We start from the raw sequence: 12,529 nt of genomic DNA on the forward strand, positions 1-12,529 counted from the left end.
TGGCAACACTTGCGATAGGAGTCTCACGTGCCTCAACGTCAGTCCCAGGTCGGTTCCCCCTGTTGGGTCGATCTGTTCACCTCCGATCCCGCCAGCGCCGTTCCGTTCTACAGCGGACTGTTCGGGTGGTCCTGCGACACCAACGAGGACCCGCAGTACGGCGGGTACGCCATCTTCAGCAAGGACGGTGAGCCGGTCGCCGGGATGATGAAGCAGGGGCCGGACGATCCGTACGGCGACGTGTGGACCGTCTATCTGGAGGCCACCGACGCCGCGGCCACCGTGGACCGGGCCGCCGCCGCGGGTGCCCAGGTGATGATGCCCGCCATGCAGGTGGGCGACCAGGGCACGATGGCGGTCCTCGCCGACCCGGCAGGTGCGGTGATCGGGGTGTGGCAGCCGGATCGGCACCGCGGGTACGGCCGCTGGGGAGAGCCGGGCACCCCCGCCTGGTTCGAGACGATGTCCCGCGACTACCGGGCCGCGCTGCCGTTCTACGAGTCGGTGTTCGGGTGGACGATGACCTCGATCGGGGACACCGACGAGTTCCGGTACTCGCAGGCAACCGTCGCAGGCGACGAGATCGCAGGCGTGATGGACGCGTCCGGCTTCCTGCCCGAGGGGGTGCCCTCGTTCTGGCGGTACTACCTCGCCGTCGACGACACCGACGCGGCGCTGGCGCGGGTCGTTGAGCTCGGCGGGACGGTGACGGCGCCCGCCGAGGACAGCCCGTTTGGGCGGGTCGCGTCGGTGGCGGACCCGCTCGGCGCGCAGTTTCAGATCGTGCAGCCGCCACGCGAGTGACGTGACGGGTCCGGGGTCTGCCACCGCAGGGGGGCGGCCCCGGACCCTGCCGTCGTTGCGTGCCGTCCGGCCAGGAAATGGCAGGTCAGGACTATTGCCAACGGTGCAGACCCGGGCGTACCGTGAATCTTGCGGATCAAGGAAAACCGAATCGGTAACGGCTCGAAGAACCTTGAAAAGCAGAGATCCGGCCGGGAACGCGAACGATCGCTACGTTCTCGGCCGAACCCCTGTTCGGGGTTCTTCGTCCGACCCCCGGCGGTCGGCCCGGTCAGCGACCGGCCGCGAGCCGCTCCCGGCGCAGTCGGGCGACCTCCGGCAGATCCAGCGGCGCGAGCGCGTCGACGCCCAGCGCCCTGGCCAGCAGCAGATCCGCCAGCTCCGGGTTCCGCGCCAGCACGGGACCGTGCATGTAGGTGCTGATCACCGACCCCTGCACCACACCCTCGTGCCCGTCGCCGACACCGTTGCCGACGCCGTGGGTGACCTTGCCGAGCGGGGCGGCGGCAGCGCCGAGCACGGTGCCGCCGCGGTGGTTCTCGAACCCGGAGAGCGGTTCGCTCAGACCGTCGATCAGCGGGCGGGTGATCACCTCGCCGATCGCGCGGGTCTGCTGCGGGGAGGTGGTCACGTCGAGCATCGACACCCCATCGACGCGTTCGCCCGCGGACGTCTCGTACCAGTGCCCGAGCACCTGGATCGCCGCGCAGATCGCCAGCACCGGCGCCCTCCGCTCCGCCGCCCGCTGCAGCCCGGGATACCGGGTGAGGTGGCGTGTCGCGAGCCGTTGGGCCGAATCTTCGGCGCCGCCAAGGGTATACACGTCGAGGGACTCCGGAACGGGGTCCGACAGGGTGATGTCGACGATCTCCGCGTCGATGCCGCGCATGCGCAGGCGCTGCCGCAGGATCAGCGCGTTGCCGCCGTCCCCGTAGGTGCCCATCACGTCGGGGAGCACCAACCCGATCCGCACGGTCGACTCAGACATGCTCGGTCCTCCTCGCGATCGCCGTGTTCAGGTCCCGGAAGGCGGTGTAGTTGGCCAGCACCTCGACCCGGCCCTCGGGGCAGGACGCGATGGCGCGCAACGGGTCCGGCTCCAAGGTGTGCTCGACCCCGGCGTAGGTGAGTCGGACCGCGAGGTCGGTGGCCCGTTCACCGGACGCAACGACCTTGACGCCCTCGAAGTGCTCGAACCGGACGTCCCACAGCCAGGACAGGTCCTCCCCGTCCGGCACCTGGCCGTTGACCGCGATGACGAGGCCGTCGACGGAGTGGTCGATCATCGACAGCGCCTCCTGCCAGCCCGCGGGGTTCTTCGCGAGCAGCATCCGCAACGAGTGCGGTCCCACCTGCACGGCCGCGTACCGGCCCGCGATCTCCCGGACGCCCGCGGCCGCCGCGACCGCGGCAACCGGGTCGGCGCCGAGGGCGACGGCCGCGGCGACCGCCTGCGCCGCATTGCCGCGGTTCGCCCGGCCGGGGAGGGTCAGCGTCATCGGGATCACGAGACCGTCCGGCCCGTAGAGGTTCTCGTCGTCCAGCCACCACCGCGGGGTCGGGCGGGCGAAGTCGGTGCCGGTGCTGCGCCAGTTCCCGTCCGCGTCCCACACGATCGGCTCACCGCTGCGGGGGCAGCTGACCGAGTCGCCTGCCCAGCCGCTGCCCGCAGCCACCCACACCACGTTCGGGTTGTCGTAGGCGGCGGAGGTGACCAGCACGTCGTCACAGTTCGCGACCACCACCGCGTCCGGGTGGGCGGCCAGCCCGGCTCGCAGCCTGCGCTCGATCATGTTGATCTCGCCGACCCGGTCCAGCTGGTCGCGGCTCAGGTTGAGCAGCACGATCGCCTGCGGATCAAGCGCGTCCGCGACGTGCGGGGTGTGCAGCTCGTCCACCTCGATCGCGGCCAGCTCCGCGCCCTGGCCGACGCTCAGCGCGGCGACGATGCCCGCGTCCATGTTCGCGCCGTCCGCCTGGGTGGCGACGGTGCCGACGGTGGCGAGCGCCGCCGCCGTCATCCGGGTGGTGGTCGATTTGCCGTTGGTGCCGGTGACCAGCACCGTCCGCTTGCCGCGACCGAGCTGCGTCATCAGCGTCGGGTCGATCTTGAGGGCGATCAGCCCGCCGATCATCGAGCCCTTGCCCCGGCCTGCCTTCTGCGACGCCCAGGACGCCAGCGCCGCGGCGCGCAGGGCCAACCGCCCGCGCGCGGAGAATCGAGTGCTACTTGCCACGCGCGCAGTGTTCCACATCGGCCCGGAAGGCCCGGAGTCGTGCCGGTGCCGCGGTGGCAGGTGCCACAGTTCGCGGGCCGGGGCCGACCGGGCCGAGTGGGAGCCTGGCGTCAGTTCAGGGTGACGGACCCGGTGCAGGACGTGGTGGGCATGCCCCACAGCGCGTGCTTGTTGTAGGCGCTCATCGTCAGGTCGTACTTTCCGGGGCCGGCGTCGAGGAAGAATTTCGCGGAGTCGCCGCCCGGGGTGCCGACGGTCGCGGTGTCGGTGAGGGTTCCGGTCTTCCCGTTGTCGACGTTGCGCCAGTCCAGTCGGACGTCGGACTGGTACCCGCCCGCGAAGAACCACAGGCTCGCGACGTCGTGCAGCCGCAGGGTGCCCTTCCCCGACCCCTCGTTGGGGAGGCTCTGGGTGAGGAACAGGCGGGCCGGTGCGTACGGCTGGTCGACGATGTACGGGCTGAGGCCGAGGCAGCGGGTCATCGGCACCTCGGTTTCCGCGGATGCCGTTCCGGCTCCGGCGACGGCGAGGCCAGCGGCGGCGAGAGTGGCGGCGGCGATGCCGGTGACGCGACGCAGGGACATGAGGAATCCTCTCCTAGACGGGTCGTACTCTTCGGTCTTGTTTTGTGTCGCCCGTGGCCGCCGATGTGTTAGCAAGGGGTGGACAGACGACCGCGCCGGCCCGGGGGGAGCCCGGACCGGCGCGGTGGTGTCGACGGACGACGATCAGCCGAGGGCCTTCGCCTTCAGCGTCGCGAACTCCGCGTCGGTGATGGTGCCCGCGTCGTGCAGCGCCTTGGCGTCCGCGATCTGCTCGGCGGGTGACTTGCCAGCCACGTCCCGGATGTAGGCGTCCTGCTCGGACTTCATCTGCTGCGCCGCGGCAAGCGACCGCTTCGTCATCCCGTCACCGCGGGCGATCAGGTAGATCAGGGCGGTGATAAATGGCAGGAAGATCAGGAAGAACACCCACACCGCCTTCCACCAGCCGGACAGCTTGTGGTCGCGGAACAGGTCCCCGATGATCGAGAACAGCAGCATCAGGTACGCCACGAAGGCGAACGTGATGAGGATCAGCCACAGAAAATCCCAGAACGAGTCGACGGCAGAGTTCATCGGACTCCTCCATTCACATGAGTGTTTCGAGTGTTGCTACGAGAATCCGTGATCGGGGGGAATCCTGCCTCACCCGTGGCAGGTGAGATCGGTATTCATCCGCGGAGGGTGAGGCGTGTCGCCGGTCACCCCTGGAGGCTGAGCGCATGGACGAGACGCTGAACATCGGTCCGGTGGAACTGGTCGTGTTGGCATTTCCCGGATCCCAGGTGGACGCCGCGACCATCGCCGCGCTCCAGGACGTCGTCGAACGGGGGTACGTGACACTGCTCGACCTCGTCTACCTGCACAAGGACGAGGCGGGCAAGGTGACGCAGGTCGACGTCGACGAGGACCTCGGCGACGTGGGGCTCCAGGTCCTGTCGATCGAGGCGAAGGCCCTGATCAGCGACGAGGACCTCGATATCGTGCGGGACTCGCTGGATCCGGGCAGCTCCGCCGCGATCATCGTCTACGAGGAGTCGTGGGCGCGGCAGATCGCGTCGAGCGCGCGGGCGGCGGGCGGCGAGGTCGCATTGCACGTGCAGATCCCGCGCGACGTCATCGTCGCCGCGGTTGAGGCAGCACTCTAGGAGAGGGAGAGATCATGGTGTTCAGGGCTGGACGTGTCGGACGTCCCGGACTGCTCGGCACCGTCGCGCGGACGGCGGTGGTCGCGGGCACCGCGCGGGCCACCACCAACGCGATGGATCGCCGGGCGCAGCGCAAGTACTCCGAGCAGCAGGCGTACGCGCAGCAGCAACAGCAGGAGCAGGCCTACCAGCAGCAGCAGTACGCCCAGCAGGCCGCGGCCGAGCAGGCCTACCAGCAGCAGCAGTACGCCCAGCAGGCCGCGGCCGAGCAGGCCTACCAGCAGCCCCCGGCCCCGGCCGCGGCGCCGGCGGAGGACGACATCATCGCCAAGCTCGAGCAGCTCGGCAAGCTGCACGCTTCGGGCGTGCTCACCGACGACGAGTTCGCCGCGGCGAAGGCGAAGCTGCTCGGCTGACACCACCGAAAACGGGTGAAGGGCACTGGTCACCGGCCCGGCCGGTCACCAGTGCCCTTCACCCGTTGGGGTGGGGAGCCTCAGTGGGCGCGGTTGACGGCGGAGACGAGCGCGCGCAGCGATGCGGTGGTGATCGAGGTGGCGATGCCGACACCCCACACGACCTTCGTCGACCCGTCGGGCAGCGTCACCGCGGCCTCGACGTAGGCGGCGGCCTGCGCGTCGTCGCCCGCGGACATCGCGTGCTCGCTGTAGTCGAGCACCCGCACGTCGAAGCCGATGGTGCCGAGCGCGTCCACGAAGGCGGCCAGCGGGCCGTTGCCGGAGCCGGCGATCTCCTGCTCCTTGCCGTCCACCTTCACCACAACGGAGATGGCGTCGACGCCGCCGTCCACCTCGGACGCCGTCACCTTCTGCCGCATCCGCTCCAGCGGGTTGATCGGGGCCAGGTACTCCTCGTTGAAGACGTCCCACATCTCCTTCGGGGACACCTCACCGCCCTCACCGTCGGTGATGCGCTGCACGGACTGGGAGAACTCGATCTGCAGCCGCCGCGGCAGTACCAGGCCGTGGTCGGCCTTCATGATGTAGGCGACGCCGCCCTTGCCGGACTGCGAGTTCACCCGGATCACGGCCTCATAGGTGCGGCCGACGTCCTTCGGGTCGATCGGCAGGTACGGCACCGCCCAGACAATGTCGTCGACGTCGGCGTCCTGCGCGTCCGCCGAGAACTTCATGTCGTCGAGACCCTTGTTGATCGCGTCCTGGTGGCTGCCGGAGAACGCGGTGTACACCAGGTCGCCGCCGTACGGGTGCCGCTCGGCGACGGGCAGCTGGTTGCAGTACTCGACGGTGCGGCGGATCTCGTCGATGTTGGAGAAGTCGATCTGCGGGTCGACGCCGCGGGTGAACATGTTCAGGCCCAGCGTCACCAGGCAGACGTTGCCGGTGCGTTCACCGTTGCCGAACAGGCAGCCCTCGATCCGGTCCGCGCCAGCCTGGTAGCCCAGCTCGGCCGCCGCGACCCCGGTGCCGCGGTCGTTGTGCGGATGCAGCGACAGGATCACCGAGTCGCGGCGCGCCAGGTTGCGGTGCATCCACTCGATCGAGTCGGCGTACACGTTCGGGGTCGCCATCTCGACGGTGGCGGGCAGGTTCAGGATCACCGGATTCTGCGGGGTCGCGCCGAGCACCTCGGTGACCGCGTCACACACCTCCTTGGCGTACGACAGTTCGGTTCCGGTGTAGGACTCGGGGGAGTACTCCCAGCGCCAGTGGGTGTCGGGGTACTTCTTGGCCTCCTCGAGCACCAGCGCGGCCGCGTCGGTGGCGATCTTCTTGATCGCGTCCTTGTCGGCGCGGAACACGACCCGGCGCTGCAGGATCGAGGTGGAGTTGTAGAAGTGCACGATCACGTTCTTCGCGCCCTGGCAGGCCTCGAAGGTGCGGGTGATCAGTTCCGGCCGCGACTGGGTCAGCACCTGGATGGTGACGTCGTCGGGGATGGCGTTGTCCTCGATGATCTCGCGGACGAAGTCGAAGTCGGTCTGGCTCGCGGACGGGAAGCCGACCTCGATCTCCTTGTAGCCCATCCGGACCAGCAGGTCGAACATGCGGCGCTTGCGGGCCGGGCTCATCGGGTCGATCAGCGCCTGGTTGCCGTCCCGCAGGTCGACGGCGCACCACTGCGGCGCCCGGTCGATGACCCGGTCGGGCCAGGTGCGGTCGGCGAGGGTGACCTCCTCGACCTCCTCCGCGAACGGCCGGTACCGGTAGGTCGGCATCGAGGAGTTCTTCTGGGTGTTCCACGCGGGCTGATCGGCGGGCGCGGGCTTGGACGGCGGCGTGATGGTGCGCGAACCGGAAGTAAAGGCGTCGGCGGGTGACATTGACGAATCTCCGAAATGAGGGGACGGGTAGTCCAAAAGGTGAATCGACCGGCGCGACTGAACCCCGCGACGGGAGCCGGTCTGGATCAGACCCCGTCGCGGCAGTTAAGGAGGAGCGCCCGCTGCATGAACGGCAGTCTACCCGCACGCCGGTTCGGTGCGCCGGGTGACCGGCAGCGTGTCGACCCGCCCCGGCGGCAGCTCGCGCCGTTGCTGGACGCTTGTTTTACGAATTCTCCACGCGGCCGTGACCGTTTCGTTAGTGTGTCCCGGTCAGGGCGGATTCGGCCCCCTGTCAGGGATTTCTCTTGGAAGCGAGAGCGTCATGGCGGTACTGAACAGAGGACGACACCGGATCGCTGCCCGCCTCGGCGCGGTGGCCGCGGGAGCGGGTCTGATCGCGGCCGGGCTGGCCGTGGCGGCGCCGGTGGCCTCCGCGGACACCATCGTCGGCGGGTGCACGATCGTGTCGACCCCGACGGCGGCCAAGTTCACCAATTGCCCCGGCGCGACCCTGCAGGGTGCCGACCTTGAGGGCGTCGACCTGTCCTACGCGAACCTGTCCGGCGCGAACCTGCTCGGCGCGACCCTGGAGGGCGCGAAGCTCGAGAACGCGAACCTGTCCCAGGCGAACCTCTACCTCGCCCACGCTTCCGGCGCGAACCTGGAGGGCGCGAATCTCGAGCAGGCCACCCTGGTCAGCGCGGATCTCACCGACGCGACGCTGGTGAACGCCAAGCTGACCGGCGCCAAGTTCCACGAGGCCAAGATCCTCGGCGCGAACTTCGCTGGCGCGACCGGCGCCGACCTGGCCGGTGCGATCACCACCGGGGGCGGCAGCGCCGGCGGCTCGCTCGATCTGGGCGGCGGACCGCTGATCGACCTCGGGAACCTCACCGATCTCAGCTTTACCGGGTCGACCAACCACTCGCAGGTCGGCTGACCGCCAGACACCGACGAACGGACCTCCGCGAACGCGGGGGTCCGTTCTGCATATCCGGTGGCGATCAGTCGGGGAGTTGCCGCATCTCGACGACCGTCAGGCCGAGCGTGTCGAAGCGCGCGAGCATCGCGCGCAGCGCCCCGTCGTCCTCGATCGGGCCATAGAGCCGGGTGTAGTCCCCGGTGCCGTGCGAGCGCGCCAGTTCCGGGAACGCGGCAAGCGCGCGTTCGGACAGCTCGCCGCGCAGCAGGAATTCGTAGCGGGTCCGCGTGTGCCGGGGCTGTGTCACGGTCGCGGCCTCCTAGGGGCGGAGCGGGGGAGTGGGTGAATCCTCTTCTCTCACTGTCCCCAGTGGCCGCGCGCTGCGCCTCACCCGCGGGTGATGAGATGCCGGGTCACAGCAGCCCGAGCCCGCGTGCCGTGGTGATCGCGTCCCGCCGGGAACCGACCTCCAGCTTGCGGTAGATGCCGCGCAGGTGCGTCTTGACCGTGTTCACCGAGACGAACAGGTCGGCCGCGATCTGTTCCGCGGTCCGCCACGAGGGCAGTTCCAGGAGCAGTTCCATCTCCCGCGCGGTGAGCGGGTTCGGGGCGGCGGCCTCCGCCGGTATCCGGGACAGGATGTGGCCGACGAAGTCCTCATGGCTGCCGAAACGGCCGCGGTGACGGCCAAGCAGGTCGCGGATCCCGGGGCCCGCCTCGGCGAACGGAAGCACCAACGACTCCGGCTCGGCGAGGATCACGGCCTCGAGCAGCGCGTCCCGAACCGCGATCGCCTGGTTCTTGCCGTCCGCGATCGCGGCCTCGGCGAGCCAGGCGCGGATCATCGTGGTCACCGCGGTGCAGGGGGTCGCGCCGGTGAGGACGGGGGCGAGCTGGGAGCGGGCGGAGTCCGGACGTCGGCGGTGCAGATCGTGCAGGGCGGCGATCACCGCGGCGTCGCTGGCGGACGGCCACCGGCCCGCGGTGAGCTGACCGACCACGTCGGGGAGCCCGTTCGACTGACCGGAGTCCAGCAGCGCGCGATGCACGGCCGGGGCCATCAGTGCGGTCACGCCGGGGGGCAGCGGGCGGCGGTGCGCGAGCAGGAACTGGTCGCGGGCGTCGGTGCCCCGGGTCGGGTGGCCGTCGGTTCCGCCGGGGGCGAGGACCGCGGCCAGGCAGGACACCGCCGACGCCACCGTCGGGTTCGGGGCACCGGTCAGCTCGGGAACGCAGCGGGCGGCCAGGTCGGCGGGATCGGCGTCCAGGCGCAGCGTTCGGCCCCACACCGCGAGCAGGTCGAGCAGCCGGAAGTCGACGCTGTCGGTGAGGCCGTGGGTGCGGGCGAGCGCGGCGCCGTCACGGTGCAGTCGGACGATCTCGGAGGGGCGGCACCGGCACGCCGCGACCGCGGCCAGGGCCATCGTCGCCTCGAGTTCGAGGGCGGGTGCGCGGGACGAACGCGCGGTGTCGAGCCCGTCGTGCAGGTGCTGCTCGGCGTCGTCGAGACGGCCGAGGCACAGTTCGGCGCTGCCCTCCGCGATGGTGGCGTAGGCGTCGACGTCGGGTTCACCGCACGGGGTGCCCGCTTCCCGTTGCAGGGTGTCCAGCGTCCGCTCGATCCCACCCCTGCGCAGGGCGAGTCGAAGCCGCAGCGCCCGTTCGAGACGCCTCTCGGCGCCTCGGAGTGCCGGGGTGGCCGCGCGGGCGGCGAGCGTCGACGCCGCGGCGGCCTCGTTGCCCCGGTCGAGTTCGGCGGCGGCCCTGACCAGTTGGGCGATCGGGGCCGACCGTACCCGGCGGGTGGCCCGATCGAGCACCCCGGTCACGGTGTCAGCGTGACCCCGGAGCACCGCACCGAACCCGAGCCCCGACAGCAACCTCAGCAGGGCCTCGTCGTCGCCCGCATGCAGGGCATGCTCCAGCGACCGGGCATCCGCGCCGGACGCGGCAAACCATTGGGACGCAACGCGTTCGAGGTCGGCGACGGCGCGGCGACCGCGCCGGGACGCCTCCGCCCGCAGGTACTCCCGGAGCAGCGGGTGGTAGCGGTACCAGCCGGGGGCACCCGCGACCGGTTCGACGAGCAGGTTCTCCCGCCCAAGCATGTCGATCACCCGGTGGGCGTTCGGGTTTCGGGACAGTGATTCGGCGAGTTCGGCGTTGAATGCGTCCGGAATCGAGGTTTCGACGAGGAAGTCGCGGGTGTCGGGATCGAGTCGGTCCAGCACCTCGTCGACGAGATAGTCGGCCACGACGCGGTTGTCGCCGCTGAAGTCGGCGATCATCGTCGTGTGGTCATCGTGGTGGGCGAGCGAGATCGCGGCAAGACGCAGGGCGGCGGCCCAGCCGTGGGTGCGGTCCTGGACGACAGCGAGATCCTCCGGGGCCAGTCGCACGTCGTGCTCGGCGAGCAGTGCCGCCGCCTCGTCGTCGGTGAACGCGAGATCGTGGGGCCCGATGTCGAGGACCCGCCCGTCGAGCCGCAGGCGGTGCAGGGCAACCGGGGGTTCGAACCGTCCGGACAGCACCGTGCGCAGGGTCGGTGGCGCCCAGCGCAGGAACGACGCGAGGTCCTCGAGGGTGTCCGGGTCGTGCAGCAGGTGCACATCGTCGAGAACCATCACGATCGGCACGCCCAGTTCGCCGAGGACGGCGGCTGCCGCGGCGGAGAAGCCGGGGTCGTCGGGACCAGGGAGGGCAGGTAGCGCGGCGGTGATCTCGGCGTCGCCGATGGCGTGCAGTGCGGCCAGCGCGGCGGAGCCGAACGCGGCGCGACCGTTGTCGCAGGCCTCGACGGTGAGCCACGCGAGTCGGGGAGGGTTCGTCCGGTGTGAGACCGCGTCGGCCCAGTTCGCGAGCAGGGTCGACTTGCCTGATCCGACGGGCCCGCTGACCATCGCGACGGTGACCGGCGCCGAGTCCGGGGTGGTCATCGCGTGGCTGAGCGACTCGATCAGCCGCGGCCTGCGCTGCGGCGGTCGCGCGTGCAGCGGCGGTCGGGTGCGGTGGTGGTTCCACGGTGCGTCGGTCATCCCTTTGGTCTCCCCTCCAGGTCCTCGCGGGGCGACCGCGGTGCGCACGCAGGTGGGCACCGCGATATCGACCTTCGTCGCTGTCGCCTCACGAAGACTAGGTCGGATGGTCCGGTTCCGCGCGGCGGAACGACGCGCGACACCACCGGCTGTTGCCGAAATGAGATTCGAATTGCAGCGGATCGTTATTATCGATGGGTAGTGGGATCAGTGAACTCGTGGTGAACGAAGGGTTCGCTCGGGTGCGTCGAAAGCGTCGGTGATCCACTGGTATTCGGCGTTCGCTGCGGCCAACTCCGCAGGTCTGGGCGGGCGCGCAACCAGTCGGCGAACCCGCTGTCGGGCGCGCTTGCCGGGGCGTTTGACGTCGGTGTGGCGCGCGCGCCGCTACGCTCGGCTCAGCGCCGTCGATCGAGAGGACCGGTCCCATGAGCAATCTCGAGGCCCGCCCGGACGAGGTCGTCTGCGCGAGTCGTGACGGCACCGCGCCGCGGCTGCTCGACTACCGGGAGGTGCCGCTCGGCGGCGCGCGTGCGATGACCGTGCGCCGATCGCTGCCGCAGCGCGGCCAGACCCTGATCGGGGCGTGGTGCTTCCTGGACCACTACGGCCCCGACGATGTCCGCCGCAGTGGCGGCATGCGGGTCGCCGGGCATCCGCACACCGGGTTGCAGACGGTGTCCTGGGTATTCAGCGGCGAGATTGAGCATCGGGACACCACCGGCGCGCACGCGATCGTCCGGCCAAGGGAGGTCAACCTGATGACCGCGGGATCCGGGATCGCGCACTCCGAGTACTCCACCCCCGACACCGCCATCCTGCATGGCGTCCAGTTGTGGGTCGCGCTGCCGGACGAACATCGTTTCACCGCACCGGCTTTCGAGCACTACGCGCCGCCGGTGCTCGACGTCGAGGGCGCGCAGGCGGTGGTGTTCCTCGGCAGCCTATTCGGCACCACGTCGCCGGTGCGGACCTTCACGCCGCTGCTGGGCGCCGAGTTGACGCTCCGGCCCGGGCAGACACTGCGGGTGCCGCTCGACGGATCGTTCGAGCACGGCGTCCTGGTCGACAGCGGGTCGGTCGAGGTGGCGGGCGTCGCCGCGACCATCGGGCAGTTGGTGCACCTGCCCGCGGGCGCCTCGGAGGTGGACCTCGTTGCCGCCGGTGACGGTCCGGTGCGGCTGCTGCTGCTCGGCGGCGAACCGCTCGGCGAGCAGATCGTGATGTGGTGGAACTTCGTCGGCCGCAGCCACGACGAGGTCGCCGGGTTCCGGGCGGACTGGCAGAGCGAACGCGACAACCGGCCCGCGGCGGACGGCAGGTTCGGTCCGTTCCCCGGTGAGTGGGACGAGACGATCCCGGCGCCGATGCTGCCGAACGCCCGGCTCCGGCCGCGCGACTGAGCGGCTCGCATTGAATGGGGGTTCATGGTCGAGTCCGCGGCGGCGGATGACACATGAACCCCCATTCAACGCATCGCCTCATCCTTCGGAGGTGAAGCGACGGCCAGGAGTTCCGGCCACTATCGGACGC

Annotated in this window: 12 protein-coding genes; 5 read left to right on the forward strand and 7 right to left on the reverse strand. The window is 70.3% G+C overall.

All coding sequences use genetic code 11. The features are described 5' to 3' along the window. Positions 1-27 precede the first annotated feature (27 nt). Positions 28-804, forward strand: coding sequence for a VOC family protein (locus ACFWPA_RS06285; RefSeq protein WP_378507684.1), 777 nt, complete (start codon positions 28-30; stop codon positions 802-804). 271 nt (positions 805-1,075) lie between these two features. Here ACFWPA_RS06285 and ACFWPA_RS06290 read toward each other — a convergent pair whose 3' ends face one another. The 4 genes from ACFWPA_RS06290 to ACFWPA_RS06305 form a co-directional block, all read right to left on the reverse strand. Then, on the reverse strand, positions 1,076-1,792 hold the full coding sequence (locus ACFWPA_RS06290) for a type 1 glutamine amidotransferase (protein WP_378569843.1): 717 nt from the start codon (positions 1,790-1,792) through the stop codon (positions 1,076-1,078). Further along, the gene (locus tag ACFWPA_RS06295; protein ID WP_378569844.1) at positions 1,785-3,041 is read right to left on the reverse strand and encodes a MurT ligase domain-containing protein; all 1,257 of its coding nucleotides are present in this window, start codon (positions 3,039-3,041) and stop codon (positions 1,785-1,787) included. The genes ACFWPA_RS06290 and ACFWPA_RS06295 overlap by 8 nt, the downstream gene beginning before the upstream one ends. A gap of 110 nt (positions 3,042-3,151) precedes the next feature. Continuing rightward, positions 3,152-3,625, reverse strand: coding sequence for a hypothetical protein (locus ACFWPA_RS06300; protein ID WP_378569845.1), 474 nt, complete (start codon positions 3,623-3,625; stop codon positions 3,152-3,154). A gap of 144 nt (positions 3,626-3,769) precedes the next feature. Continuing rightward, positions 3,770-4,159, reverse strand: a complete 390-nt coding sequence (locus tag ACFWPA_RS06305) for an SHOCT domain-containing protein (protein ID WP_378507688.1) — start codon at positions 4,157-4,159, stop codon at positions 3,770-3,772. 146 nt (positions 4,160-4,305) lie between these two features. Between ACFWPA_RS06305 and ACFWPA_RS06310 the strand changes: the two genes are divergently transcribed. Both ACFWPA_RS06310 and ACFWPA_RS06315 read left to right on the forward strand, forming a co-directional pair. Further along, the gene (locus ACFWPA_RS06310; RefSeq protein WP_378507689.1) at positions 4,306-4,731 is read left to right on the forward strand and encodes a DUF6325 family protein; all 426 of its coding nucleotides are present in this window, start codon (positions 4,306-4,308) and stop codon (positions 4,729-4,731) included. 14 nt (positions 4,732-4,745) lie between these two features. Then, the gene (locus tag ACFWPA_RS06315; RefSeq protein WP_378569846.1) at positions 4,746-5,147 is read left to right on the forward strand and encodes an SHOCT domain-containing protein; all 402 of its coding nucleotides are present in this window, start codon (positions 4,746-4,748) and stop codon (positions 5,145-5,147) included. A gap of 80 nt (positions 5,148-5,227) precedes the next feature. On the opposite strand, the gene leuA is transcribed toward ACFWPA_RS06315, so the two are convergent. Beyond that, on the reverse strand, positions 5,228-7,036 hold the full coding sequence (gene leuA, locus ACFWPA_RS06320) for a 2-isopropylmalate synthase (protein WP_378507691.1): 1,809 nt from the start codon (positions 7,034-7,036) through the stop codon (positions 5,228-5,230). A 325-nt stretch (positions 7,037-7,361) separates the two neighbouring features. On the opposite strand from leuA, the gene ACFWPA_RS06325 reads away from it, so the two are divergent. Next, entirely contained in the window at positions 7,362-7,979 is a 618-nt protein-coding gene (locus tag ACFWPA_RS06325) for a pentapeptide repeat-containing protein (protein ID WP_378569847.1), read from the forward strand. A 64-nt stretch (positions 7,980-8,043) separates the two neighbouring features. Here ACFWPA_RS06325 and ACFWPA_RS06330 read toward each other — a convergent pair whose 3' ends face one another. Both ACFWPA_RS06330 and ACFWPA_RS06335 read right to left on the reverse strand, forming a co-directional pair. Beyond that, a complete protein-coding gene (locus ACFWPA_RS06330) occupies positions 8,044-8,268 on the reverse strand; it encodes a hypothetical protein (RefSeq protein ID WP_378569848.1) in 225 nt (74 codons plus the stop codon). A gap of 106 nt (positions 8,269-8,374) precedes the next feature. Next, entirely contained in the window at positions 8,375-10,996 is a 2,622-nt protein-coding gene (locus ACFWPA_RS06335; RefSeq protein WP_378569849.1) for a LuxR C-terminal-related transcriptional regulator, read from the reverse strand. Positions 10,997-11,424: 428 nt separating this feature from the next. Here ACFWPA_RS06335 and ACFWPA_RS06340 point away from each other — a divergent pair, with 428 nt between their 5' ends. Next, positions 11,425-12,399 (forward strand): pirin family protein, encoded by a 975-nt coding sequence (locus ACFWPA_RS06340; RefSeq protein WP_378569850.1) that lies wholly within the window; start codon positions 11,425-11,427, stop codon positions 12,397-12,399. The last annotated feature ends 130 nt before the right edge of the window (positions 12,400-12,529 follow it).

The organism is Rhodococcus sp. NPDC058505, from assembly GCF_042720095.1.
Lineage (GTDB): Bacteria > Actinomycetota > Actinomycetes > Mycobacteriales > Mycobacteriaceae > Rhodococcus_G.

Bases quoted from the DNA above. Each gene is read 5' to 3' on its own strand.
- ACFWPA_RS06300 (WP_378569845.1), bottom strand. From the start codon at position 3,625: ATGTCCCTGCGTCGCGTCACCGGCATCGCCGCCGCCACTCTCGCCGCC.
- ACFWPA_RS06335 (WP_378569849.1), bottom strand. From the start codon at position 10,996: ATGACCGACGCACCGTGGAACCACCACCGCACCCGACCGCCGCTGCAC.
- ACFWPA_RS06315 (WP_378569846.1), top strand. From the start codon at position 4,746: ATGGTGTTCAGGGCTGGACGTGTCGGACGTCCCGGACTGCTCGGCACC.
- ACFWPA_RS06310 (WP_378507689.1), top strand. From the start codon at position 4,306: ATGGACGAGACGCTGAACATCGGTCCGGTGGAACTGGTCGTGTTGGCA.
- ACFWPA_RS06290 (WP_378569843.1), bottom strand. From the start codon at position 1,792: ATGTCTGAGTCGACCGTGCGGATCGGGTTGGTGCTCCCCGACGTGATG.
- leuA (WP_378507691.1), bottom strand. From the start codon at position 7,036: ATGTCACCCGCCGACGCCTTTACTTCCGGTTCGCGCACCATCACGCCG.
- ACFWPA_RS06340 (WP_378569850.1), top strand. From the start codon at position 11,425: ATGAGCAATCTCGAGGCCCGCCCGGACGAGGTCGTCTGCGCGAGTCGT.
- ACFWPA_RS06305 (WP_378507688.1), bottom strand. From the start codon at position 4,159: ATGAACTCTGCCGTCGACTCGTTCTGGGATTTTCTGTGGCTGATCCTC.
- ACFWPA_RS06325 (WP_378569847.1), top strand. From the start codon at position 7,362: ATGGCGGTACTGAACAGAGGACGACACCGGATCGCTGCCCGCCTCGGC.